Raw genomic sequence first — 24829 nt, 5'->3', positions numbered from 1 at the left:
ACTTTTTATTTTTTTCTTATGTCTGGGCTATACTTAAAAAAAACCTCCTAAACTAAGGAGGCTCGAAACATTTATTTTATTGTCCATACAAGAGCTAGTGAGCCTTCCCCCAGATGCGTTGCAATAACTGGACCGAAATAACTAATATTAAAGTCCACACCAGGATGAGCTTTCTGTAATTCAGTCTGCCAGATTCCTGCCTTTTCATAGCAGTTTCCATGAACAATGTAAGCTTGCTTCGCTTGACCATTTTTTACAGCCTCGGCTAAGAGTCCTTCGATTCTTTGAAAAGCTTTTTTCTGTGTTCTAATTTTTTTCAAAAAAGAACAATCTTTGTTTCTTCAAAATGAAGAATCGGCTTGATTTGGAGAACACTTCCAATAATTGCTTGCGCATTAGAAAGCCTACCGCCTCTTGCAAGGTGATTTAAGTCGTCCACAATGAAATAGGCACCCATAGCTTCACGCATAGCATCCAACTCTTTCAAAATGGTTTTCAATTCAGCTCCTGCTGCAACTAATTCAGAGGCTTTTTCTACTAACATCCCCATGGCCATACAAGCTATTTCTGAATCGTAGGCAGCAACATGAATCCCTTCCACCATTTTTCCAGCTGATACAGCATTTTGATAGGTACCACTAACACCACTGCTCAAGTGGATGCTAATGATTGTATCGAAACCTTTATCGCGTAATTTTTCATACAAAAGAACAAAATCGCCTGGCGCCGGTTGAGAAGTTGTTGGAAAAAAATTTAGCTTCCTTCACTATGTTATAAAAGTTGCTTTCATCAATATCCTTATTTTCCACATAAGACTTTCCGTCAATTGTCACAGAAAGCGCCACACTATAAATCTCAAACTTATCGATTACTGCTTGGGGTAAATAAGCAGTACTGTCCGTCACGATAGCAATTTTCTCCCCCATAAAGTCACCTCAAATTTAACGATATTATCTAATGAATACCCAGCCATTTTTGATGGCCGTCACAACAGCTTGCGTACGATCGTTTACTTTCATTTTTTGTAAAATACTACTTACATGGTTCTTAACAGTCTTTTCACTAATGAACAGTGTTTCTCCAATACCGCGATTACTCTTGCCATCTGTCAAAAGTTGCAACACTTCACATTCTCTATGCGTGAGAATATGTAACGGCATCTTGACTTCTGGTTGCTGATAACCATAAGCGCCCTGTGCATTATTAGTACTCGCTAGATGACGATATTCACGAACTAATTTAATTGCAGCTTTTGGATGGATGTATGCTCCACCATCCTCTACTGTCTTAATAGCATCTACCAGGTCCTTGGCGTCCATTTCTTTCAGCAGATAGCCAACTGCCCCGGCACGCAAAGCCTCTGTAACAAATTCGTCTGTATCATGGATAGTTAAAACAACTACTTTTATACTCGGAAATTGCCTGATTAGCATCTCTGTTGCATCTAGACCATTAACGGTAGGCATGTTTATATCCATAAGCACGATATCAGGTCGATACTCGCGCACCTTAGCAACAATATTTTTTCCATTTTCGGCCTCTGCAACTACTTCAAATGAATCTTCTAGCTCTAGGATACGCTTTATACCTTCACGAAATAATTGATGATCGTCTACAATCATGATTTTTACAGTCATAATGAGAAATCCTCCTTTAAAATTGTTATTTTCATATTCGTACCCATTTTTTATCCCTTTGATAGCTCTAAAGGCTACTTAAAATAATCAATCGCCTATATTTCTATAGCTTTTCTCTGTATCATTTCATGTTTTTCTAGAAGCCATTGTTATTTGCTACGTTGGTATTACTAAGCATTTTCTAAAAATGGATAAGAGATTATCAACTTAATACATTCCAAGTTTCCCATAAAAATGCCTAGACGATAGAAGTTTTCTCTATCAAAAGTAACAATGACATTCATTATACCATGAATTTGCTCCCACTTCATCTTTCAAATATGATACAAACTCATTTTCTAACTATACACGCTTCCATTTTTCCGTTAAAATGTGAAGGAAGGTGATTAAATTAACTATTGGAGGCCTGTATGCTAGAAAACTATTTAACAATCAGGGTAGCTGGGCAACACGAAATGATTATTGAAAAGTCTCGATTTATTTGCTCTATTATTCGAGCTACAGATGAAAAAACTGCACAAGAATTCATTCTCAGTGTAAAGAAGAAACATTGGAATGCTAGCCATAATTGTTCCGCCTACCTAATTGGTGAACGCGATCAATATCAAAAAGCAAATGACGACGGAGAGCCTAGCGGTACAGCAGGTGTCCCGATGCTTGAAGTTTTAAAGAAAAAGCAATTGAAAGATACCGCTGTTGTTGTGACAAGATATTTTGGAGGCGTTAAACTCGGGGCTGGTGGACTTGTGCGTGCGTATAGTAATGCTGTCAGTGAAACTTGTAAAACACTGGGCATTGTGGAGCGCTCGCTCGCCATCATCATCTCATGCACACTCGATTACCCATCCCACGCAAAATTTGAGAGTGCATTGGAAAAAGAAGGCTATCAAATTGCAGACACTTTGTTCACTGATAAGGTTGTTCTCAATGTGTATGTTGACAGTTCCTATGTAGATTTATTTCGAGAATGGGCTACAAACTTAACCAATGGGCAAGTTCAAATGCTTGAAAATGGGCTAAAATACCGTGAAAAGGATGTCGTCTAAATGTTAGTAGATATATTGCGAAAACTGCCCACGGAATTTGAAACAGCGCGTACACGAAATCGGATGATGACTTGCGATGATGCTGAACAAATGCTAAAAATATGGTCAGATAATGATGTGACACGCTTTATGAATATTGAGACATTTACTACAATAGATCAAGCGCGCGAAATTATCCTCGCTATACAGCAAGAAAAGACAGCAAACAGATATGTTATTATTGATAAAATCAGTGACAAATTAATTGGCTCTTTCGGCATCAACGAGTTATGTCTAGACACAATGTCCGCTGAAATAGGATATGAATTGAAGAAAAGTCATTGGGAGTTAGGCATCATGTCAGAGGTTCTCCAAGTATTCATACAAGAAATTCTATCGGAGAATAGGATTCTTAAATTTACAGCGAAAGTGGATCCAGAAAATCTAGCTTCTATAAAATTATTAGAAAAATTAGGTTTCAACTGCAATAAAATGGTATCTGAGTTTGATATGCACACAAAAACTCTAAAAAATGTAAAACAATACAGTCGAGGAATAATTTAACTGAATTGGCATTACATACGACTTATTTTGTCTTATTTTTGATGATTTTGATGTTCTTTTGCTACCTTCTTATGTATAATAGGAGAAAGTGCACTTGTTTTGCAATGTTCTTTACTATAACTTTAAAACAAACGTAAATTTACTGTAACAAACCAAGTTTCTTATCATGGTACAATTGCATCTATTGCATATGCAATTACTTTACTTCGGGATTTAGCTAGAAATTTAATTATAAGGAGAAAATAATTCATGCCTATAAACAAAAGCCCAGCTCCAAGAAGCGCGAAGTATAAACGCCGTCGGTTGGTACTTTTTTCAGTCTTGATTCCCTTGATGCTAATCGTACTGGCGTGTGCTGGATATGCTACATATTTGTTCAGTTCGGCAAAGCTCGCTGTAGACAATTCCTATGATAATGTTCGAAGTGGAGAAGCTTCATCACTGCGTAATAAGGATGTTGATCCAATCAAAGATAGTTTTTCTTTTCTGATTATCGGTGTCGACGATAGTACGAAGCGACAAGCTAATAATGGTGGTAGTCCTCGTAGCGATGCACTTATCTTAGCAACGCTAAATGTGAAAGATAACAAACTTGATATGACGAGTATACCTCGGGATTCTTATGTCCACATAGAAAGCAAGGATGGTAAGACAGATAGGTACACAAAAATAAACGCTGCTCATGCCTATGGTGGGCCTGAACTAACAATGAAAACAGTGGAAGATTTATTTCAAGTCCCAGTCGATTACTACGTTCGCTTTAATTTTGATGCCTTCCTTGAAATAGTCAATGCTCTTGATGGAATTGAAGTGGATGTTCCTGTTGATTTTACAGAACAAAATTCAAAAGACCAGGCGGGTACTATTACTCTGAAAAAAGGAACACAAAAACTAAATGGGGAGCAGGCATTGGCCCTTTCTAGAACACGTCACATTGATAATGATATTGAACGTGGCAAACGACAACAACTCGTTATGAAAGCTATTATAGATAAAGCAACCTCTATCGGTTCCATAAATAAATACTCAGATGTTATTAAAGCAGTCGGAGACAATATGAAGACAAACATGACCTTCTCACAGATGCTTTCCATTGCTAAGTACGGTATGACGAACGATATTGATATGAAGTCTCTCGCACTTAAAGGTGCAGATGCGCCACAAGATGGTGTTTACTACTACCAGCTAGATGAGAACTCTGTACAAAGCGTGGCTAACGAGTTTGCGGGACAACTGCAAGGGGTTAATAAGCCATTCCCTAACGCCATGCCATACAGTGAAGAAGATTAAATCACAAAAAAGACACTAAGTACTAGAAGAAATTTTCTAGCTTAGCGTCTTTTTATTATGGCCTTTTCCTTCTTATCTTAGCTAGTATATTCAAAATCGGACGATAATTTTCTCCGATTAAACCAATAAACTCAACGATGATTTCTATACAGAATGCCAACAATATTAATAGAATAACAGCTCCCCATGTGGTCGAAAATGAGAATACAAAACCTGTTATCGAAAATAAAATAGCCATACAATAGATCAGCAACACGGTTTGTCTCTGCGAAAAACCTAACGCCATAAGCCGATGATGGATATGAGATCTGTCTGCCATCGAAATCGGAGTTTTTGCCTTTAGCCTTCGTATAATCGCAAAAAAAAGTATCAGAGAGCGGCACGCCTAGAATAATTAAAGGCACTAGTATAGAGATGAATGTCACATTTTTAAAGCCCATTAATGACAGTACTGCAATCATATATCCCAAAAATAAAGAACCTGTATCTCCCATAAAGATAGTTGCTGGTGGAAAGTTATATACGAGAAAAGCTAATATACAAGCAATCAACATAAAAGCTACTGGCGCTACAAATACATCTTGAAGCAATAAAGCCATGCCAGCGATAGTTAGTAGCGCAATTATTGAAACCCCTCCAGCCAAGCCGTCTAAACCATCAATAAGATTTAACGCGTTAACAATCGCCACAATCCAAATGAGCGTAATAGGAATTGCCCATACTCCAAAATATAGCGGTCCTACAAATGGGATATTGATAAATTCAATCGTTATCTGTCCCCACAATACGACACAAAGAGCCGCACTAATTTGACCAACAAGCTTCCATCGAGGTGATAATTCAAGGATATCGTCAACAAATCCAGTCACTACAATAATCACTGCCCCTATGTACACTGGTAAAAAACCACTTTTATCGACAGCTAGCAATAACATACCTATAGTAAACGCTACAAAAATTGCCAATCCACCTAGCGTTGGCGTAATCTTTGTATGAATATGCCGTTCACGAGGCTCATCAACTGCATTGATATAAAAAGCAAATTTGCGAACTAACGGGATAATCAAAATTCCAATTAGAAAACAAATAATCATAATCCATATTTGCAACGTAATTTCAGCTCCATCCTTCAGTTTAAAACGATATTTTCTCGTCGTTTACAGTAGAAATCTAGACTTTCTCGGTCTATCTCCACACCGATTCCCAACCCCATTGGAGTTGTTATTTTCCCATTGTTAATACGGAACTCGCCTTTTATGATGTCTCTTTCAAAGTAACGATTGGAGGCCGATATATCTCCTGGAAAAGTAAACTCTGCTCGAGACGCTAAAGCAATGTTATGCGCACGCCCAATACCAGCTTCAAACATACCGCCACACCAAGCTATCATACCATTTTCAGAGCAGAATGTAGCTATCTTGAGCGCTTCAGTTAAGCCACCAACACGTGCTATTTTAACATTAATCGCCTTAGCACTATTTAATTCCGATGCCTGCCTTACATCTGCTAACGATCGGATATTTTCGTCTAGACAAATCGGAGTTTGTATTTGTTTTTGCAACCACGCGTGATCTACGAAATCCGTTACACCAAAAGGTTGCTCTATCATAGCTAAACTATATTGATCTAACTGCTTGAATACTGCAATATCTGATTTTCTATATGAAGAATTAGCATCCACCATCAATGATAAATTCGGGAAATTACGCCTAATTTTATCCACTTGTTCCACATCAAACCCTGGCTTAATTTTAAGTTTCACTCGCGAATACCCCTCACTAACATATCGACGGACAACTTTCACTAGCTCATCAGAATTTTCTTTTATACCCACGCTGACACCAACAGAAATGTCGCTTAATTCGCCACCCAAATAAGTCGTCAGTGGTTGTCCAGATATTTTTGCAAAAACATCCCAAACAGCCGTCTCCACAGCAGATTTCGCCATCTCATTTCCCCGGATAACTTGAAAAATTTGATTAATTTGGGTCGGATTTTCAAGATTAACGCTCTTAATCATAGGTAATAAATGATCTTTAATAATCAAAATTGCTGTCTTTGTCGTTTCTTCTGTGTACCAAGGATTTAAAAACGCATCAAGCTCACCATAACCCTCTATACCGTCGTTTGAGACGAGTTTAATGATACATAGGTGTTTATCTTTCATGACGCCATAACCCGTCTTAAACGTCTCTTTAAGAGGCATGACGAGGTGATATAGAGTAGCTTGCTTGATAAACATAAGGAATCACCCTTGCCTTCTTTGTTTTTTCATCGCTAACATAAATCGAGGAATAGCCAAAGCCCTTTTCCAGCGACTAGGTTGCGATAAGACGCGGTATAGCCATTCTAGGTTAAACTTCACCCAAAAATAAGGAGCTCTCTTGGTACAGCCGGAAAGAACATCAAAACTACCACCCACACCCATAAATATCCCTGCCTCAAATTTCTCTAAGTATGCCGATATCCATTTTTCTTGCCGCGGAAATCCAAGTGCTAAAAATACAAAATCAGCTTGACTTTTTTAAAATATTTTCCGCTATCTCCTCTGAATCAGAAGCCGTGAAATAACCATCACGCGCCCCTACGATTTCAATATTACTATACTGTAGTTGAACATGTTCGATTAACTTTTCTATAACATTTGGTTTTGCGCCAATAAAATATACTCTCATCTTCATTCCATTTGCTTTTTCAAGAAGCCCTAACATCGTATCATAGCCTGTTACTCTTCCCTTAAGCGGCTTCCCAATACTCTTTGCAGCTTTAACCACTCCAATACCATCCGCAACAACATAATCCGCTTGACGAATCACTTGATTAAATTCCGAATCTTGTTGTGCATGCATTACTATCTCAGGATTGGCCGTTACAATAAACCTACGCTTTTTGTTCACAGCAGCGTCCATTAATTCATCTACAAAAGCATTCTGAGAAACATTATAAAATGGAATACCTAGAATCTCAACTGTCCGTTTCATATGTTCACTCCTATATTTCTCATATCTCTAAGTTTATCATAAATATCCGATTCTTCCTATGTTAAAATTATATATTCTCTCATGCTTTATCTATGTAACTAGAATGACAACACAAAAAATTCGCGATTGATAAAATACCAATCACGAATCTCTGCAAATTCTTATTAATTTAAGATTTGTACTTTTACAGTTTTAACGCCCCAGTTATAGCAAGCTTGTACGCTGTCTAAATGTACATCAATTTTATTACCTTTGATAGCACCGCCAGTATCAGCCGCGATAGCTTCTCCATATCCTTCCACATAAACTTTAGATCCTAGTGGAATAACAGATGGGTCTACAGCGATAACTCGTGGATTATCATTTAAATCAATCCCAGAAGCTGTCACATGGCCCATACCAGGCTCTGCTTTGCTGTAGGCTGTTGCGGTTACCGTTACTGTTTTAGCTACACTTTTAGATGTGCTCTTGCTTGAATTTGAGCTTTGTGTTTGTTTACTTGGTGCACTAGTTGCTGTTTCTTGTTTTTGTGGTGCTTTTTCTTGTGCTGATGACGTGTCCGATTTAGTTTCTTGCTTTGGTGTCTCAGTTTCAGAAGCTTTAGCCTCTGATTGGGCACCGCCAATATTTAAAGTCTCACCTGCGATAATCAAATCGGATGATAGGGAATTCCAAGATTTTAATTGAGCAACGGTAACATTTTGAGTTTGAGCAATTTTACTTAGCGTATCTCCCGGTACAATTTTATACGTACCTGTAGCAGTGGCTGGCGTTTTGACAGCTGCAACTTCTAATTTTTGGTTTGGAAAGATAAGATTCGAACTTAAATTGTTATTTTTCTTCAATTGATCTATGGAGATGTTATTTTCATTTGAAATTTTCCATAGTGAGTCTCCTGATTGAACCTTGTATTCTGCCGCACTAACTTGAGTCGAACCAATGCCAGCTAGGACGATACCCGCTGCAATAGTAGCTACTGTTTTCTTCATGTAATAATTACCTCCTTGATTACTTCGAGAATAATCGTATCATATGGGGAGTTGCGTTGGGTTACCAAATCATTAAGGCTACGTAACACGCTTCTTGAAATACTCCCATTATGCGTAATATTTGTTAATAAACTTTTTTGATCGAATTTTCTTATTATTTATTTATTGATTTATTTCGCGCCTTCATATCATCCAAACGTTATAAGTAGATGCGTATTTGTGCATACACTTTTATTCCATCATAGTTAACTTGAAGAATTTTTTCACTTCAATATACACTTTTGGTTAATTTATACATTTCTGAAATAATAGGCATTTGATTAATTTAGTCGAAAATAGTAGTATTTTTGGATGGATTTCTAAGAAACAGTTGGTAAATATAACAGGAGATTACAATTGTTATCTCCGTTTTCAGCTATCCTCTTCTTCATTCATTTCAATATTGTCCACTTCCTGCTCTTTATTTTTACTCAAAAATCTTATTTTATCTACCAATACCTCTGTAACATACACTTTCTTATCCTCTCTATTAACATAATTCCTTGTTTGTAATTCTCCATTTATCCCTACTAGCGTTCCTTTCCGACAGTACTCTACTGTATTCTCTGCTTGCTTTCCCCAGATTACACAAGGAATGAAATCCGCTTCATTATCTAATCTACTACCTCTTCCAAATCGATTTAAGGCCACAATAACATTCGTAACCGCCTTTTCTTCTGATGTGAAACGCACCTCAGGATCCTCAGTCAATCTGCCAACTAGTGTTACTTGGTTAATCATATTATCACTCTTTTCTTTTTTAGTCACACTAGCATACCTCCTCCTTTACTTTCTGTAAAATCCACAAAAAAAAAAATTTCAAGATTTTCACCCGCTCAAAATGCACTTTTATCCTAGCAGAAAAATCGAAACTGTCACTCTAAACTATACTCAAAAAACAAATTTCGAAGTTTTGATATATTTTAATGCTCTTTATTTTACATCAATAATCTGCTATTCTGTAACTCAACCTAGTAACAACAGATCTATGCAGACGAATAAAAAAAAGCCGCACTATTATCAATACGGCTAATTTCTTCTTATTTGACTACATCGGTTAAAGCAAACATGATGTCGGCTTCACAAACTAATTCTCCATCGACTGTTGCTCGAACATGCGCTTTGGCAATAGATCCTCGTAAACGAAGAATCTCAGCTTCTAAGCGTAGTTGATCTCCTGGAATGACTTGGCGTTTGAATCTACACCCATCAATACCTGCGAACAAACCAATCTTTCCTTCATTTCCTTCTGCTTGCATCATCGCAATTCCACTTGTCTGAGCCAGCGCTTCTACAATCAGAACACCTGGCATAACAGGATATTCTGGAAAATGTCCATTAAAAAATTCTTCATTGGCTGTAACATTTTTGATAGCTACTACTTTCTTAGCCTCTAATTCAATTACCTTGTCTACCAACAGAAAAGGATAGCGGTGCGGTAATATTTTTTTTTATTTCACTAACATTTAACATTTTATACCTCCGAACAATTGTACATGAAGATTAATTCACTCTTTGAATCTACTTCATTTGTATTAGAAAAACCATGTCTTTCGTAAAAACTTCTAGCATATTCATTCTCTGGCGTAAAGCTTAGCAGTATTTTTCTGATTTTAAATTGTGCCTCTATGTGTTCTAACAAATAGACTAAGAAGCTTCGTCCAAACCCTTGTCCTTGATATTTCTTATCTATCATGAAACGATCCAACCAAATAGAATCTCCTTCATGGCAACCATACATAGCAAAGCCAACTAACACTTCTCCAAAATACAGACCTAGGGGGTGCCAACCAGCTATGTAATGCGATTCCACTACTGAACAAGCATTTGATTCAATAAAATTCACTTGACTTGAATTTACAGTTAGATTAATAATATCTTGCCAATTCGACTCGTCCACAAGCTCTATTCGGAGTGACAAACTATCACCTCAATTACTTTCTAGAACCTATTCTTCTTAGCACGTGATGTATTCTCCAAGAGTATTCCTGTTCCAATCGCAACAGCATCTAATGGGTTCTCTGCAAGTAACACAGGGACTTTTAATTCTTCAGCTAAAAGTTCATCTAGACCATGTAACAATGCTCCTCCGCCTGTCATAATAATTCCACGATCAATGATATCTGCTGAAAGCTCTGGCGGTGTTTGCTCCAATACTTGTTTTGCCGCTTGAACAATAACATGTACAGATTCTCTTAATGCTAATTCGATTTCTTCACTAGTTACTGTCACCGTTTTAGGCAGGCCTGTAACCAAATCTCGCCCTCTAATCTCCATTGATTCGTGTCGTGTTCCTGTATATGCGGTTGCAACATTTTATTTTTAATTCTTCGGATGTTCTTTCACCTATTAGCAGATTATATTGTCGCTTAATATACTGTAAAATGTCACCATCCAGCTGATTGCCTGCAAGCTTCACTGATTTACTAGTAACAATATCACCCATAGATAGAACCGCTATATCCGTCGTACCACCACCAATATCAATAACCATATTCCCGCTTGGTTGAAAAATATCCATACCAGCACCAATTGCCGCTACTTTTGGCTCTTCTTCCATAAATACCTGTTTTCCACCACTTTGTTCTGCAGCTTGTCGTATAGCTTTTTGCTCCACGGAAGTGATATTCGTCGGACAACAGATTAAGACTCTCGGTTTAGAGAAAAATCCTTTTAAATCTAGTTTTTGTAAGAAGAAACGTAACATTTCTTGAACAATATCGAAATCAGCAATCACGCCGTCTTTCATAGGTTTAATTGCAGTTATATTTCCAGGAGTTCTCCCTACCATATTTCGTGCTTCTGTCCCCACCGCTAAAACTTCATTCGTGATATTATTAATTGCTACAACAGATGGTTCATTTAATACAATACCTTGTCCTTTCACATGAATAAGAACATTTGCAGTACCTAAATCTATCCCAACATCTTTCGCCATAATTTACAATGACCCCTTTCTGTGTTGTTTCATATGTATTGCTTCAAGCTACCTCTTTTGCATTATAGCATATTTCTTTTAACATATATATCTTTTCCCTAAGCTAAGCAAGAAAATATTTTTATTAAACAAAAGACTAGATCATTTACGACCTAGTCCTTTCATTTATTTAGTTGTTACATCTAAACTCACTTTTTCAGAATCAGCTACACGTTCGATATTCGCACCTAAAGCTTTAAGTTTAACATGGAAATTGTGATAACCACGATCTAGATATTTAAGCTCTGTCACTTGTGTGTATCCATCAGCAACTAATCCAGCAAGAACTAACGCTGCTGCTGCACGTAAATCGGTCGCAGCTACTTCAGCACCTTGGAGTTTAGCTGGTCCAGAAATGATAACAGAATGCCCTTCAATTTTCATGTCCGCGTTCATTCTACGCATCTCTTCAACATGCATAAATCGATTTTCGAAAACAGTTTCGGTCATGACACTTGTGCCTGTGCTCAACATCTGAATAACCATCATTTGAGATTGCATATCTGTTGGAAAGCCTGGATGAGGTAATGTCTTCACATCCACAGCCTTCAAATGTTTAGGACCAATAACTCGCACACCATTGTTTTCTTCAATGATCTTAACGCCCATTTCTTCCAACTTGGCAATAAGCGAACTGATGTGTTCTGGTACCATATCTTCAATAAATACGTTGCCCTCAGTAATTGCCGCTGCAATCATAAAAGTACCAGCTTCAATTCTATCTGGGATAATAGAATGGTCTGTCGCAGTGAGCTCTTTCACGCCCTCTATACGAATTACTTCTGTACCTGCACCAATAACTCGAGCACCCATTTGGTTTAAGAAATTAGCTAAATCAACAATCTCAGGTTCTCTAGCTACGTTTTCAATAACTGTTGTCCCCTCAGCTAATGTGGCAGCCATCATGATATTCTGAGTTGCTCCAACGCTGGGGAAATCCAAGTATATTTTAGCCCCTACTAATTTTTCAGCAGTTGCTTCAATGTAGCCATTCTCAATTCTCACATTGGCACCCATCGCTTCGAAACCTTTTAAATGCAAGTCAACCGGGCGTGAACCTATGGCACAGCCGCCTGGTAGCGCTACTCTTGCTGAACCTGTACGGGCTAAAAGTGGCCCCATAACAACGATAGAAGCACGCATTTTACGGACATATTCAAATGGTGTATCTGATAAGATATCGCCTGTAGCATTTACAGTAACCACATCATCCTCAAAAGATACATCCGTTTTTTAAATATTTTAGAACTTCATTAATTGTATAGACATCAGATAAACGTGGTACATTTCTTAACGTGCTTGTTCCTTTGCTAGCTAGTAAGGTAGCGGCTATAACAGGTAAAACAGCATTTTTCGCGCCTTCTACTTTCACCGTTCCCTGTAATTTATTTCCACCATGGACAATAATTTTTTCCAAAACGAACCCCTCCGCGTATTAATTACTCTATTCATATTTGATATACATCACTTAAAATTAATCTTGAAATTTATTCTTATGTTTACTCATACTCTGAACATTTTACCATTAATGCTTACTACATTTCAACACTAATTTTAAGAGAGTTATATCAATTTCGAACATGTATAAGTTTTTTTAATCAATTTCCAAATAAATTGCCCAGTTGTCTTGCTGAGATAAAGTAATCTAAAAAGAAATTACTAATCGTAACTCCTAAGGCCACAGCAATAATTAAATATAGCGCTCTTGCTTGTATCACATGATCACGGCGTATTAGTTTTTCAAAGTGCAGTGCTTGGAGTGCCCAAAAAGCAATAACGATGAAAAGTAAGTGCGAAACCATAACAATAATTGCCTGTTGTCCAATAACTGTATACATCCGCTACCTCCAAAAATTTTATCAGCCTCTATCATTCTACCAGTATTATTGCCGAATAACAATTTTATATGCTTTAATTATTTGATTTTAGAAAATGTAGTAAATGAGTTTGGAGTCGTAGCCATTTTAAAATGGCCAACTCCAAACTCATTCTGCCTTACTTTTTGTTGTATGCGTGAATCCGATTGACTGCTTTTTGGAGAGCTATCTCTGCTTTTAGTTCATCTACTTGTTTGCTCTTTGCCTCTCTCAGTTCATCTTCTGCACGCTGTCTAGCAGCTTCTGCACGAACGATGTCAATTTCTTCTTCTCGCTCTGCAGTATCTGCCAATATGTTCACTTCTTCACCATTTACTTCCATAAATCCGCCATTTACTGCAACCCATTCTTCTTTGCCATCGTGCTTTAAACGCACTACATCAATTTTGAGAGGGGCTACTAAAGGAACATGGCCAGGTAAAATGCCTAATTCGCCGGCTTTTGTTCTTGCGATAACCATGCTCGCTTCACCGCTGAAAACAGGACCATCTGGAGTAACAATACTTACATTTAGAATGCCCATGTGTATCTCCTCCTGTTTTTATTAAACTTCAACACCCATGCTTTTGGCTTTTTCGATAACTTCTTCAATGCGTCCCAATGAACGGAAGGCATCCTCAGGAAGGTGATCGTATTTACCTGCAAGAATATCTTGGAATCCTTTTACCGTTTCTTTTACTGGTACATACGAACCTTTTTGACCAGTAAATTGCTCGGCAACATGGAAGTTTTGACTCAAGAAGAATTGTACGCGACGAGCACGTCCAACGGCTTGTTTATCCTCATCAGACAACTCATCCATACCTAAAATCGCAATGATATCTTGTAATTCTTTATAGCGTTGTAATAATTGCTGTACATGTGTTGCGACTTCATAGTGATCTTCTCCAACGATATCTGGAGCAAGGGCACGTGACGTGGACGCAAGTGGATCTACTGCTGGGTAAATACCTTGCTCTGTTAATTTACGCTCCAAGTTAGTTGTTGCATCTAAATGGGCGAATGTTGTTGCTGGTGCTGGATCGGTGTAATCATCAGCTGGAACATAGATAGCTTGGATAGAAGTAACAGAGCCAACGTTTGTGGATGTGATACGCTCTTGCAATTGTCCCATTTCCGTTGCCAATGTTGGTTGGTAACCTACGGCAGATGGCATACGACCAAGCAAGGCAGAAACCTCTGAACCAGCTTGTGTAAATCGGAAAATGTTATCGATGAATAGCAACACATCTTGATGTTCTACATCACGGAAATATTCAGCAATGGTCAAACCTGTTAAAGCAACACGCATACGCGCGCCTGGTGGCTCGTTCATTTGTCCAAATACCATGGCTGTTTTTTCGATAACGCCTGAATCTTTCATTTCAAAGTAAAGGTCATTACCCTCACGAGTACGTTCACCTACGCCGGCAAATACCGAAATACCACCATGTTCTTGGGCAATATTGTGAATGAGCTCTTGAATAAGTACTGTTTTACCTACACCGGCACCACCGAACAATCCAATTTTACCACCTTTAACGTATGGGGCTAAAAGGTCTACTACTTTAATTCCTGTTTCCAAGATTTCTGTAGTTGTTGATAGCTCGTCAAATGTTGGTGCTAAACGGTGAATTTTATTACGTTGAACGTCACTTGCGATCGGCTCATCTAAATCAATTGTTTCTCCAAGTACGTTGAATACTCGTCCTAATGTAATGTTTCCTACTGGAACAGTGATTGGGCTCTCAGTATCAATAACTTTCATGCCTCTTTGAACTCCATCTGTTGAAGCCATCGCAATAGTACGGACAACATTGTCGCCTAAATGGATTGCTACTTCAAGTGTTAGTTCCACACTTTTTTCCTCTTCGGATAGTGCTTTGTATTCAACTTTAAGCGCGTTGTAGATTTCAGGTAAGTGATTATCGAACTTTACGTCTACAACAGGACCCATAACTTGGATTATTCGTCCTTCAGTCATGCGATTTTCCTCCTCACTTGCTTTCTCCACTCGGGAGCTTTAACGGTTGGGCGCGCGGACTCTCAAACTTTTATTCGAGAGCTGCTACGCCACCAATAATTTCGGTTATTTCTTGCGTAATCGCAGCTTGGCGAGCACGGTTATATTGTAATGATAGGTCACCAATAATATCGGTTGCATTGTCAGTCGCGCTTCTCATGGCCGTCATACGAGCAGCATGTTCCGCGGCTTTGGCATCCAGAATGGCACCAAAAATCAAACTCTCAACATATTGCGGTAACAATACCTCTAAAATTTCACCTTCAGAAGGCTCAAATTCATATGTCGTCAAATCATGCTCTGCCTCATTTTCATGAAACTCTGTAAGTGGCAACAACTTCTCATTTCTTATAGACTGAGAAATCGAGTTTACATGGTGGTTATAGACGATGAACACTTCATCGAAAACGCCATCTTCGAACATTTGAACCGTATTGCGCGCAACATCTTTAATTTCAGCAAAAATTGGATGATCCGAAATACTTGGTACCTCTAAAACAACATTCATACTGCGGGCTTTAAAAAAAGTCTGCACCAGCTCGTCCTAAAGCGATAATTGCATATTCATCACTTGAGGTATGCTTTTCTTGAATTTGTTTATACACTTCTTTGATAGCATTACTGTTATAAGCGCCTGCCAAACCTTTATGCGAAGTGACTACGATATAGCCCGTTCTATGGACTGCTCGTGTTACTAGCATCGGATGATCTGCACTGTTACCGGAAGCAACATGGGTTACAACATCTCGAATTTTTTTCTACGTATGGGGCGTAGGCTCTGGCTTTTTCTTCTGCACGACCAAGTTTGGATGCAGAAACCATTTGCATTGCCTTTGTAATTTGACTTGTTTTCTTTGTAGAAGTGATTCGTTGTTTAATATCTATTAAAGATGCCAAAGATTTTCACCACCTTTGTTTCGTTTGCTTCTCAAAAACGGCTTAGGCTTCTGAAGGAACAAATGTATTTTTGAATTCTTTAATCGCAGCATCTAACTCTGCTTCGTCTGGTAATGATTTCGTTGTACGAATCGTTTTCAATAATTCTGGACGGTTATGATCGAACCACGTATTCATTTCGCTTTCGAAGCGCAACACATCTATTACAGGAACATCATCCAAGAAGGAATGAACCAATGTGTATAGAATTAGGATTTGTTTTTCAACTTTTAGTGGCTTGTGTAAATCTTGTTTTAGAACTTCTACTGTACGTTTACCACGTTCTAGTTTAGCGCGTGTTGCTGCGTCAAGATCAGATCCGAATTGTGAGAAAGATTCTAGCTCACGGTAAGATGCTAAGTCTAAACGAAGCGTTCCGGCAACTTTTTTCATGGCTTTGATTTGTGCTGATCCACCAACACGAGATACGGATAACCCGGCGTTGATTGCGGGACGAACACCAGAGAAGAATAGATCGGATTGCAAGAAAATTTGACCATCTGTTATCGAAATAACGTTTGTAGGAATGTAAGCAGAAATATCTCCGGCTTGCGTTTCTACGAATGGTAGGGCTGTGATTGAGCCGCCACCTAATGCGTCATTTAATTTTGCAGCACGTTCTAATAAGCGGGAGTGCAAGTAGAATACATCCCCTGGATATGCTTCACGACCTGGAGGACGACGAAGTAGCAAGGATAATTCACGATATGCAGCAGCTTGCTTTGACAAATCATCATAGATAATCAAAACGTGTTTGCCGTTATACATGAATTCTTCCCCCATCGCAACACCAGCGTATGGAGCTAAGTATAGAAGTGGGGCTGGCTGTGATGCGGACGCTGTTACAACGATTGTGTAATCAAGCGCTCCGTGTTTACGCAATGTTTCCACGGCTGTACGAACTGTGGATTCTTTTTGACCAATAGCAACGTAGATACAAATCATATCTTGATCTGCTTGGTTTAGGATTGTATCAATGGCAACCGTTGTTTTACCGGTTTGACGGTCACCGATGATTAGCTCACGTTGACCACGACCGATTGGCACTAAGGCATCGATAGCTTTAATTCCTGTTTGAAGTGGTTCGTTAACGGATTGACGTTGCATAACGCCTGGTGCAATTGCTTCGATTGGGCGTGTACCCGACGATGCGATTGGCCCCAAACCATCCACTGGTTGACCAAGTGCGTTAACCACACGACCGATTAGTGCTTCGCCAACTGGAACTTCCATGATTTTTCCTGTACGACGAACTTCATCGCCTTCACGAATTTCAGTATAAGGTCCCAAAATAATGATACCAACATCATTGGTCTCTAAGTTTTGAGCCATACCCATAACGCCGTTTGAGAACTCAAGAAGCTCCCCAGCCATTGCGTTATCTAATCCGTGAGCACGTGCGATACCATCACCAATATAGGTAACTGTTCCGACATCACTAACTTTTAGCTCCGATTGATAATTTTCAATTTGTTGCTTTATGAGAGAACTAATCTCTTCAGCTTTTATGCTCATCAAATTCACCCCTTGTTACACTGAAAGCCTACAATTTAATTTGTCGCTCCAGGTCTCTTAGTTTAGATTTTAGACTGCCGTCATAGATACGGTTTCCAATAACAACCCGCACGCCTCCAAGAAGGGACGGATCGATATGATTGTGAATATTTAACTCGTTTTTAGCCATTTTTGCGGCAAATGCTTTAGACAATTCAGCTTCCTCTACTTTGGAAAGTGGGATGACGGAATATACTTCTGCGTCGGCAATGCCACGAGCGTCTTTTACTTTTTGTAGATATCGATCAATGATAGTTACTAGATAATCTTCACGTCCACGGTCGATTAGAAGGAAAATAAAATCCTGTAATACTGGCGTTAAGCCACTAAAGACAGTTGCAATCATATCTTTCTTGGCATCATCTGTGAGCGTTGGATTTTCGATTAGTGTAGCGAAATCGGTATTTTGTTCTATCGATTCCTTCACAACCGCGAGCTCCGTATCGAACTGATCGATCAATTGCTCATCCTTTGCAACTTCAAAAAGTGCTACGGCGTAACGATTCGCAACTTCGAAATCTTTGCTCATTTGTCATCGCCTAACTTTCCGATATACTCTTGTACAAGTGCTGTTTGAGCTTCTTCATCCAAGTTCTTTTCAATAACTTTGGACGCGATTAGCACAGACAAGGAGCCGACTTGTTCACGAAGCGCTTTGATAGCATCTTCTTTTTCGCGAGTAATGTCGCTTTTGGCTTCTTCTTTAATGCGTTCACTTTCAGCGCGCGCAACTTTGATGATTTCTTCGCGTTCTTTTTCACCAAGTTGTTTAGCGTTCTCAATCATTGTTTGAGATTCTAAACGAGCTTGTTGAAGAACTTCTTTTTGTTCGGCTAACAGGGCTTCTGCTTGTACACGACTTTCTTCTGCAGAGTCTATTTCCGATGCGATATGCTCTTCGCGGGCCTTCATGATATTCATCAAAGGTTTCCATGCGTAGATACGGATCAGAACTAACAAAATACAGAATGCTACGACGGTAAAAATAGAATCACCGGCAGTAAAAACGGCTGAACCTAGTGCTAAATTAAATCCTGGCACGTTGGATTCACTCCTTTCCATACATTCGCTTATTATCGTTTCATGTTTTTACGACACACATAAAGGAATGGCGAGTTTGTCCCGCCACGTGTTAAATTACTTATTCATTACCATGAACGCGATAACAACAGCGATGATTGGAAGGGCCTCAACCAAACCAACACCAATGAACATGATTGTTTGTAGCATTGAACGTGCTTCTGGTTGACGAGCAACACCTTCAACTGTTTTTGATACGATAAGACCGTTACCAATACCTGCTCCTAGAGCTCCTAAACCTACGGCGATAGCCGCTGCAATTGCACCTAATGACATAATAAATATCCTCCTCGAATTATCTTCTAATTTATTTTTGTTTATGACAAGATTATGAGTCTTTCCTCATAGCTCTGACTTAACTTAGATGTGGCGAGTGCTGCTTAGTGTTCGTCACTTATTTTGTGCGACATGTAAACCATGGTCAACACGGTGAATAGATAGGCTTGGATTGCACCGATGAATACGGAGAAACCTTGCCAAACTACTGCTGGAATGATTGCAAATACGCCAACTACTGGGTTAATATGTGCTAATTGTAATGCGATAATGCTTAGCAATACTTCCCCTGCAAAAATGTTACCGTATAGACGCAAACCAAGTGTCAATGTGTTGGCGAACTCCTCTACTAGCTTCAATGGGAATAAAAATTTCATTGGGCTGAAGTAAGTTCCAACAACATAATGCTTGACTCCTCTAAGTTTGATTCCATAATAATGAGTCAACCCGATAATGAGTACGGCCAAGGTTAGTGTTACAATCGGATCGGCAGTAGGTGAACGCCACCATACTTCGCCACCGACAGCTATCTGCATTGGCAATCCTAACATATTAGCTACGAAGATAAAGAATATCAACGTAATTCCTAATACATGGAATCTCCCACCAGTTTTCCAGTCCATGTTACTGTTGATAATGCCTTTAACAAAGTCCATTACCCATTCAATAAAGTTCTGTTTGCCTGTGGGACGCATTTGTAGCTTTCTCGTACAAAAGATTGCAATAAAAAGTACGATAACACATGTGACTGTAATCATCAGGACATTAGACAAGTTAAATGCTAATTTCCCTAAGTACCATATTGGAAATTCCTCTTCCAATTTGGTTCACCCCTCTCTCTTTTTAAGCGTTTTTCTTCCGGTAGATGGAATAGATAACAAAATCCAAGAAAACCACGGAATAAACAATGCCCAAACCAATCACCATACTATAAACGTGAAAGAAATCCGGTACTTGTGTCGCAATGATTGTTGCAAGTAGAACGCTTCCCATTCTTGCTGTTGTACCCATGCCATAGAAAGTTCTCTTCTCGGCAATCGCCTTCGTCATGGCCTGTGTACGTCTCATCAACAGCCAGTAGTTAAACCAACCTACAATAATCCCCAGTTTTAGCCCCAAAAAAATATGTACATGCGGGGTTAGTAACCATCCAGCTACACATATACCAACAAAAGCAATGATGTATTTCTGATGACGATGATACATTCCTATTAGTGATTCTAACATTCCGGCAGATGTCCTTTCTTAATGTTATTGGTATTTCTTGCTCCCCGTCTGTAAAATGTGACTCGGATTTTAAGACAGAAGTAAGCTTGGAGTTTGTGATTTTTTACACATTACCCGTTTGCTAACAAAAAACTGAACACAACTGTAAGCCTTATCAGTGCGTCACTTTTTAGCATACAATAGGCAAAAGTAAAAAGTCAATATCTTTTCACAAATTCCGTACCTACTTGCTAACAATTCTACCACAATAACACTACTTCAAGGAAATAATGCGAATTGATTTTTAACATTTTTTTTGAAAAATTATATACTTCGTCGATAAAGAAACTATTTTCAGCGAATTTAAGTATATTTTTCTCTACGCTACACCTCCATATTTACTGGAAAATTCGAATTATGTTGATGTTTTCACATATTAGTGTACAAAAAAAAGCTCTCACCATTGTTTGGTAAAAGACTTTCGACAGCACACGTGACTGCAAAAGCTTCCTTCCAGTGAAAAAGAACGAAAAAGTGGCTAGACATGTATTGTTTTGGCTATAAAGTTATAATCACCCGACACACTTGGGTCAATTCTGTCCACGCCCAGACTTGCGGACGTCGGCGGGATTGAGACAGTGCTGACTTGCAGCAATTATCCCCTACGCATTTCATGAACAGCTCATTCTTTTGGTTCATTCGTAACAACATTGTTCATCTTAACACAATATAACCTAAACCTCTAGCAAAAACTAATCGCGTAATATATCTGTAACAATGAGGCGCTTCCATTGGGATTTCTTGTTTTTTCATAGGTTTTTAGACGGAAAAACACGGATTATTCACAGTAAATAAAAAGACTATAACTCGCCATTTCTAGAACGAATTATAGTCTTTTTTTTAAACAGTATAGTCCGATGGGCGCTCGGATGTCTTTTCAAAGTGGTATTTAATCGCTTCTAGAATTCGCGCAGATGCTGCACCATCACCGTACGGATTACTAGCATTGGCCATTTTCAAGTAAGATTCTTTGTTGTCTAGCAGATCAAATGCTTCTTTTTTCAGGTCTTCTTTGGCTGTACCGATTAGTTTTAGTGTTCCAGCTTCGACGCCTTCTGGACGTTCAGTCGTATCGCGCAGGACTAGAACGGGAACGCCCATGCCGGGTGCTTCTTCTTGAACGCCACCTGAATCTGTGAAAACAAGGTACGATTTTTTCAAGAAATTGTGGAAATCGATGGCATCTAGTGGTTCGATAAGGTGAATACGTGGGTGCCCACCAAGAATCGAAGTTGCTTTTTCGCGAACGGCTGGGTTCATATGCATTGGATAGACAATTTCGACATCTTCGCGAGATTCTGCGATTTCACGGACTGCTTCGAATATCCCTTGCATTGGCGCGCCTAAGTTCTCACGGCGATGCGCGGTCATCAGTACCAAACGATTATCTCCCAAGCCATCCAAAATCGGATGATGGTAGTCGTCTTGAACGGTCGTTTTTAGGGCATCGATCGCAGTGTTACCTGTAACAAAAATGGTATCTGGATTCTTGCCTTCATCCAGTAAATTCTGCTTTGATTGTGAGGTTGGCGAGAAGTGTAAATCAGCCATAACACCAGTCAATTGGCGATTCATTTCTTCTGGGAACGGCGAATATTTATTCCATGTACGTAAACCTGCTTCTACATGCCCAATCGCTGTTTGGTTATAAAAAGCTGCTAGTGCTGCCGCAAAACTTGTTGTTGTATCGCCATGAACAAGGACGATATCCGGTTTTTCCTCAGCGATAACTTCACTCAATCCCTGCATTGCGCGTGTGGTGATGTCTGTTAATGTTTGTTGTTTTTGCATGATATTTAAATCGACATCTGGTTTTATATTAAAAATATCTAGCACTTGGTCGAGCATTTCTCGATGTTGCGCAGTAATCACAACGCGAGACTCGAAAAATTCTGGCTGTTTCTCAAATTCTAAAACTAGCGGAGCCATTTTAATTGCTTCTGGTCTTGTTCCAAAAACACTCATTACTTTAATTTTACGCATAGTTCCAATCATCCCTTTCTGAAAAAGCGAGGAAACTTGTGCTCCCCCGCCTTTGTTACACTATTATTTTGTACCGAACAAACGGTCACCAGCATCGCCCAAGCCCGGAATAATGTAGCCGTGTTCGTCTAATTTCTCATCTAGACCTGCTACATAGATATCCACGTCTGGATGTGCCTCTTGTAGTGCTTTAATTCCCTCTGGGGCAGCAACTAAACACATAAATTTCATATTGTTAGCGCCACGTTTCTTCAAGCAGTCGATAGCCATGATTGCCGAACCACCTGTTGCTAACATCGGGTCAACAACGATGAATAGACGTTCTTCCACATCGGATGGCAATTTTACGAAGTACTCGACTGGTTCTAATGTGTCGTGATCGCGGTAAAGACCAACATGCCCTACTTTTGCAGCGGGGATTAGCGTTAGGATTCCGTCTGCCATGCCTAGTCCTGCACGAAGAATTGGAACAACACCTAGTTTTTTACCAGCAATTGTTTTGGCAGGCGTTCTTTGTAATGGTGTTTCTACAAACGTGTCTTCTAGCTCGACATCGCGTGTAATTTCGTACGCCATTAATGTGGCAACCTCGTTTACTAACTCGCGGAATGCTTTCGTTCCTGTATCCTTGTCGCGGATAATTGTTAATTTATGCTGAACTAATGGGTGGTCAATTACGTGTACTTTTGCCATTATTTTCGCTCCTTTAAGGTAAATTTCCTTCTCTTATTGTATCAAAGAATCGCGCTTGTGCAAGTATAATTTATCCCAGACAAAAAAAAGCCCTACTAACCTAGTTCGCTAGTAAGGCCGTGTTTTACTTATAGAGATGGGTATAGTGGATATTCAGCCGTGATTTTGGCTACTTCTTGTTTCACTTCGGCAAGGACTGCTTCATCTTCTAAATTGTGTAATACTTTCGCGATAAGATGACCGACTTTTGCAATTGCTGCTTCATCAAAACCGCGAGTTGTGACTGCTGCAACCCCGACACGAATCCCACTCGTCACGAATGGACTTTCGGTTTCGAATGGAATTGTATTTTTGTTTACAGTAAGTCCAACATCGTCAAGGACTGCTTCTGCCGCTTTTCCTGTTAAGCCAAGTGGTTTTAAATCGATTAGAAGCAGGTGATTATCGGAGCCGCCAGTTAGGACAGCTACATCATTTTCTTGTAGTGTTTTCGCCAATTGTTTGGAATTTTTCAAAATATTTTCACTGTATGTTGTGAATTCAGGTTGTAACGCTTCGCCAAATGCGACTGCTTTTGCCGCGATAACGTGCATTAATGGACCACCTTGAATTCCTGGAAAAATGGCTTTGTTCAGTTTCGCTTCCCATTCTGCTTTCGCTAAAATCATACCGCCACGTGGACCGCGTAGTGTTTTATGTGTCGTTGTCGTTACGAAATCGGCGTATGGTACTGGGTTTTGGTGATGTCCCGTTGCTACAAGACCAGCAATATGTGCCATGTCTACCATTAAGTAGGCTCCAACTTCATCCGCAATTTCACGGAATTTAGCAAAGTCAATCGCACGCGGATAAGCACTTGCTCCAGCCACGATCATTTTTGGCTTATGTTCCAGAGCGATTTCACGAACTTTATCATAATCAATTTGTTTTGTCTCTTCATCCACACCATAAGCGACGAAGTGATACAGTTCACCACTAAAATTAGCTGGGCTACCGTGTGTTAAATGTCCACCATGAGATAAATTCATTCCAAGAACAACGTCTCCCGGTTTAAGCGTCGCATGGTAAACCGCCATGTTTGCTTGAGCACCAGAGTGAGGTTGAACGTTAGCATATTCTGCGCCAAATAATTGTTTCGCGCGATCACGGGCTAAGTTTTCTACAATATCAACATATTCACAACCGCCGTAATAACGTTTGCCAGGGTAACCTTCTGCGTATTTGTTTGTTAAAACAGATCCCATCGCTTCCATGACCTGTTCCGTCACGAAATTCTCCGATGCGATTAACTCGATATTACTGCGCTGTCTGCCTAACTCTAACTCAATTGCATCAAAAACTGCCTTGTCGTGCTTTTGTAGATAAACCATGTGTGGATCCCCATCCTTTTCTCAAATGATTAGTAAAGCTTCGTACATGTTCTAATAATCTCCCATTTCGGCTTAAATTGCAAGTATTTTCGCGCAAGATTATCTAATTCTAAATAGTGAGGTAATTCACAAAGTTGAAAAGCGGAAAACGCCCGTTAGACCCAAAAAAGTTTGGAGGAGGCGCTGAACTGCTCCCTGTCAAGTAGACAGTCAAAAAAAAACAAAAAACAAGAGCGGTCGCAGAAAAAAAACGCTCTTGCTTTTATGGAGGGCGTGAAATTTTCAGGGAG

General features: G+C 39.3%; 19 protein-coding genes and 8 pseudogenes. 3 read left to right on the top strand and 24 right to left on the bottom strand.

The window, feature by feature from the left end; translation table 11 throughout:
• Nucleotides 1-71 precede the first annotated feature (71 nt).
• Nucleotides 72-926 (bottom strand): annotated as a pseudogene (locus PCORN_RS00720) (DegV family protein).
• Between the two features lie 24 nt (nucleotides 927-950).
• A complete protein-coding gene (locus tag PCORN_RS00715) occupies nucleotides 951-1637 on the bottom strand; it encodes a response regulator transcription factor (protein ID WP_036076655.1) in 687 nt (228 codons plus the stop codon).
• 410 nt (nucleotides 1638-2047) lie between these two features.
• Here PCORN_RS00715 and PCORN_RS00710 point away from each other — a divergent pair, with 410 nt between their 5' ends.
• The 3 genes from PCORN_RS00710 to PCORN_RS00700 all read left to right on the top strand — a co-directional run bounded on the left by PCORN_RS00710 (nucleotide 2048) and on the right by PCORN_RS00700 (nucleotide 4516).
• Nucleotides 2048-2683 carry a YigZ family protein gene (locus PCORN_RS00710; protein WP_036076652.1) on the top strand — a complete coding sequence of 212 codons (636 nt, stop codon included), beginning with the start codon at nucleotides 2048-2050 and terminating at the stop codon, nucleotides 2681-2683.
• Complete coding sequence (locus tag PCORN_RS00705) at nucleotides 2684-3226, top strand: GNAT family N-acetyltransferase (protein WP_051999144.1); 543 nt, start codon at nucleotides 2684-2686, stop codon at nucleotides 3224-3226.
• A gap of 249 nt (nucleotides 3227-3475) precedes the next feature.
• Nucleotides 3476-4516 (top strand): LCP family protein, encoded by a 1041-nt coding sequence (locus PCORN_RS00700; protein ID WP_036076650.1) that lies wholly within the window; start codon nucleotides 3476-3478, stop codon nucleotides 4514-4516.
• A 55-nt stretch (nucleotides 4517-4571) separates the two neighbouring features.
• Here the strand turns inward: PCORN_RS00700 and PCORN_RS00695 are convergent.
• From PCORN_RS00695 to glyA, 22 genes and pseudogenes are all read right to left on the bottom strand, one after another.
• Nucleotides 4572-5610: pseudogene (locus PCORN_RS00695) on the bottom strand (glycosyltransferase family 4 protein).
• Between the two features lie 22 nt (nucleotides 5611-5632).
• A pseudogene (gene menC / locus PCORN_RS00690) lies at nucleotides 5633-6758 on the bottom strand (o-succinylbenzoate synthase).
• 6 nt (nucleotides 6759-6764) lie between these two features.
• A pseudogene (locus tag PCORN_RS00685) lies at nucleotides 6765-7497 on the bottom strand (WecB/TagA/CpsF family glycosyltransferase).
• A gap of 164 nt (nucleotides 7498-7661) precedes the next feature.
• The gene (locus PCORN_RS00680) at nucleotides 7662-8486 is read right to left on the bottom strand and encodes a LysM peptidoglycan-binding and 3D domain-containing protein (RefSeq protein ID WP_036076647.1); all 825 of its coding nucleotides are present in this window, start codon (nucleotides 8484-8486) and stop codon (nucleotides 7662-7664) included.
• A gap of 411 nt (nucleotides 8487-8897) precedes the next feature.
• Nucleotides 8898-9266: a single-stranded DNA-binding protein gene (locus tag PCORN_RS00675; RefSeq protein ID WP_036076960.1), complete on the bottom strand. Its 369-nt coding sequence runs from the start codon at nucleotides 9264-9266 to the stop codon at nucleotides 8898-8900.
• Nucleotides 9267-9565: 299 nt separating this feature from the next.
• The gene (gene fabZ / locus PCORN_RS00670) at nucleotides 9566-9970 is read right to left on the bottom strand and encodes a 3-hydroxyacyl-ACP dehydratase FabZ (RefSeq protein WP_149024193.1); all 405 of its coding nucleotides are present in this window, start codon (nucleotides 9968-9970) and stop codon (nucleotides 9566-9568) included.
• A gap of 29 nt (nucleotides 9971-9999) precedes the next feature.
• A complete protein-coding gene (locus PCORN_RS00665; protein WP_036076644.1) occupies nucleotides 10000-10446 on the bottom strand; it encodes a GNAT family N-acetyltransferase in 447 nt (148 codons plus the stop codon).
• A gap of 20 nt (nucleotides 10447-10466) precedes the next feature.
• Nucleotides 10467-11463, bottom strand: a pseudogene (gene mreB / locus PCORN_RS00660) (rod shape-determining protein MreB).
• A 165-nt stretch (nucleotides 11464-11628) separates the two neighbouring features.
• Nucleotides 11629-12919, bottom strand: a pseudogene (gene murA, locus PCORN_RS00655) (UDP-N-acetylglucosamine 1-carboxyvinyltransferase).
• 181 nt (nucleotides 12920-13100) lie between these two features.
• Nucleotides 13101-13340, bottom strand: coding sequence for a DUF1146 family protein (locus PCORN_RS00650; protein ID WP_036076642.1), 240 nt, complete (start codon nucleotides 13338-13340; stop codon nucleotides 13101-13103).
• A gap of 157 nt (nucleotides 13341-13497) precedes the next feature.
• A complete protein-coding gene (locus PCORN_RS00645) occupies nucleotides 13498-13902 on the bottom strand; it encodes a F0F1 ATP synthase subunit epsilon (protein ID WP_036076640.1) in 405 nt (134 codons plus the stop codon).
• 21 nt (nucleotides 13903-13923) lie between these two features.
• Nucleotides 13924-15342 (bottom strand): F0F1 ATP synthase subunit beta, encoded by a 1419-nt coding sequence (gene atpD, locus PCORN_RS00640; protein ID WP_036076639.1) that lies wholly within the window; start codon nucleotides 15340-15342, stop codon nucleotides 13924-13926.
• Nucleotides 15343-15412: 70 nt separating this feature from the next.
• Nucleotides 15413-16278 (bottom strand): annotated as a pseudogene (locus tag PCORN_RS00635) (F0F1 ATP synthase subunit gamma).
• A 42-nt stretch (nucleotides 16279-16320) separates the two neighbouring features.
• Complete coding sequence (atpA, locus tag PCORN_RS00630) at nucleotides 16321-17832, bottom strand: F0F1 ATP synthase subunit alpha (protein ID WP_036076638.1); 1512 nt, start codon at nucleotides 17830-17832, stop codon at nucleotides 16321-16323.
• Nucleotides 17833-17860: 28 nt separating this feature from the next.
• Nucleotides 17861-18400, bottom strand: coding sequence for a F0F1 ATP synthase subunit delta (locus PCORN_RS00625; RefSeq protein WP_036076637.1), 540 nt, complete (start codon nucleotides 18398-18400; stop codon nucleotides 17861-17863).
• Entirely contained in the window at nucleotides 18397-18933 is a 537-nt protein-coding gene (gene atpF, locus PCORN_RS00620; RefSeq protein ID WP_036076636.1) for a F0F1 ATP synthase subunit B, read from the bottom strand. The genes PCORN_RS00625 and atpF overlap by 4 nt, the downstream gene beginning before the upstream one ends.
• Nucleotides 18934-19008: 75 nt before the next feature.
• A complete protein-coding gene (gene atpE / locus PCORN_RS00615; protein WP_036065649.1) occupies nucleotides 19009-19227 on the bottom strand; it encodes a F0F1 ATP synthase subunit C in 219 nt (72 codons plus the stop codon).
• Between the two features lie 104 nt (nucleotides 19228-19331).
• The gene (gene atpB / locus PCORN_RS00610; RefSeq protein ID WP_036059641.1) at nucleotides 19332-20048 is read right to left on the bottom strand and encodes a F0F1 ATP synthase subunit A; all 717 of its coding nucleotides are present in this window, start codon (nucleotides 20046-20048) and stop codon (nucleotides 19332-19334) included.
• Between the two features lie 6 nt (nucleotides 20049-20054).
• Nucleotides 20055-20454, bottom strand: a pseudogene (locus PCORN_RS00605) (ATP synthase subunit I).
• An 879-nt stretch (nucleotides 20455-21333) separates the two neighbouring features.
• Nucleotides 21334-22476, bottom strand: coding sequence for a non-hydrolyzing UDP-N-acetylglucosamine 2-epimerase (wecB, locus tag PCORN_RS00600; protein ID WP_036076958.1), 1143 nt, complete (start codon nucleotides 22474-22476; stop codon nucleotides 21334-21336).
• Between the two features lie 63 nt (nucleotides 22477-22539).
• Nucleotides 22540-23169: a uracil phosphoribosyltransferase gene (gene upp, locus PCORN_RS00595; RefSeq protein WP_036059637.1), complete on the bottom strand. Its 630-nt coding sequence runs from the start codon at nucleotides 23167-23169 to the stop codon at nucleotides 22540-22542.
• Between the two features lie 128 nt (nucleotides 23170-23297).
• The gene (gene glyA, locus PCORN_RS00590) at nucleotides 23298-24539 is read right to left on the bottom strand and encodes a serine hydroxymethyltransferase (RefSeq protein ID WP_036076630.1); all 1242 of its coding nucleotides are present in this window, start codon (nucleotides 24537-24539) and stop codon (nucleotides 23298-23300) included.
• Between the last annotated feature and the right edge of the window lie 290 nt (nucleotides 24540-24829).

This window comes from Listeria cornellensis FSL F6-0969, assembly GCF_000525855.1.
In the GTDB taxonomy this organism is placed as follows: Bacteria; Bacillota; Bacilli; order Lactobacillales; family Listeriaceae; genus Listeria_A; species Listeria_A cornellensis.
Note: the sequence above shows the minus strand (reverse complement) of the source record. Positions and strands in the feature narration are given on the sequence as shown.

What these genes read in the sequence shown, in the direction of transcription:
- PCORN_RS00710 (WP_036076652.1), top strand. Translation starts at nt 2,048, where the DNA reads ATGCTAGAAAACTATTTAACAATCAGGGTAGCTGGGCAACACGAAATG.
- PCORN_RS00675 (WP_036076960.1), bottom strand. Translation starts at nt 9,266, where the DNA reads ATGATTAACCAAGTAACACTAGTTGGCAGATTGACTGAGGATCCTGAG.
- atpF (WP_036076636.1), bottom strand. Translation starts at nt 18,933, where the DNA reads ATGGAAAGGAGTGAATCCAACGTGCCAGGATTTAATTTAGCACTAGGT.
- PCORN_RS00715 (WP_036076655.1), bottom strand. Translation starts at nt 1,637, where the DNA reads ATGACTGTAAAAATCATGATTGTAGACGATCATCAATTATTTCGTGAA.
- PCORN_RS00680 (WP_036076647.1), bottom strand. Translation starts at nt 8,486, where the DNA reads ATGAAGAAAACAGTAGCTACTATTGCAGCGGGTATCGTCCTAGCTGGC.
- wecB (WP_036076958.1), bottom strand. Translation starts at nt 22,476, where the DNA reads ATGCGTAAAATTAAAGTAATGAGTGTTTTTGGAACAAGACCAGAAGCA.
- atpD (WP_036076639.1), bottom strand. Translation starts at nt 15,342, where the DNA reads ATGACTGAAGGACGAATAATCCAAGTTATGGGTCCTGTTGTAGACGTA.
- PCORN_RS00645 (WP_036076640.1), bottom strand. Translation starts at nt 13,902, where the DNA reads ATGGGCATTCTAAATGTAAGTATTGTTACTCCAGATGGTCCTGTTTTC.
- atpA (WP_036076638.1), bottom strand. Translation starts at nt 17,832, where the DNA reads ATGAGCATAAAAGCTGAAGAGATTAGTTCTCTCATAAAGCAACAAATT.
- PCORN_RS00625 (WP_036076637.1), bottom strand. Translation starts at nt 18,400, where the DNA reads ATGAGCAAAGATTTCGAAGTTGCGAATCGTTACGCCGTAGCACTTTTT.
- PCORN_RS00705 (WP_051999144.1), top strand. Translation starts at nt 2,684, where the DNA reads ATGTTAGTAGATATATTGCGAAAACTGCCCACGGAATTTGAAACAGCG.
- PCORN_RS00700 (WP_036076650.1), top strand. Translation starts at nt 3,476, where the DNA reads ATGCCTATAAACAAAAGCCCAGCTCCAAGAAGCGCGAAGTATAAACGC.
- PCORN_RS00650 (WP_036076642.1), bottom strand. Translation starts at nt 13,340, where the DNA reads ATGTATACAGTTATTGGACAACAGGCAATTATTGTTATGGTTTCGCAC.
- glyA (WP_036076630.1), bottom strand. Translation starts at nt 24,539, where the DNA reads ATGGTTTATCTACAAAAGCACGACAAGGCAGTTTTTGATGCAATTGAG.
- atpE (WP_036065649.1), bottom strand. Translation starts at nt 19,227, where the DNA reads ATGTCATTAGGTGCAATTGCAGCGGCTATCGCCGTAGGTTTAGGAGCT.
- upp (WP_036059637.1), bottom strand. Translation starts at nt 23,169, where the DNA reads ATGGCAAAAGTACACGTAATTGACCACCCATTAGTTCAGCATAAATTA.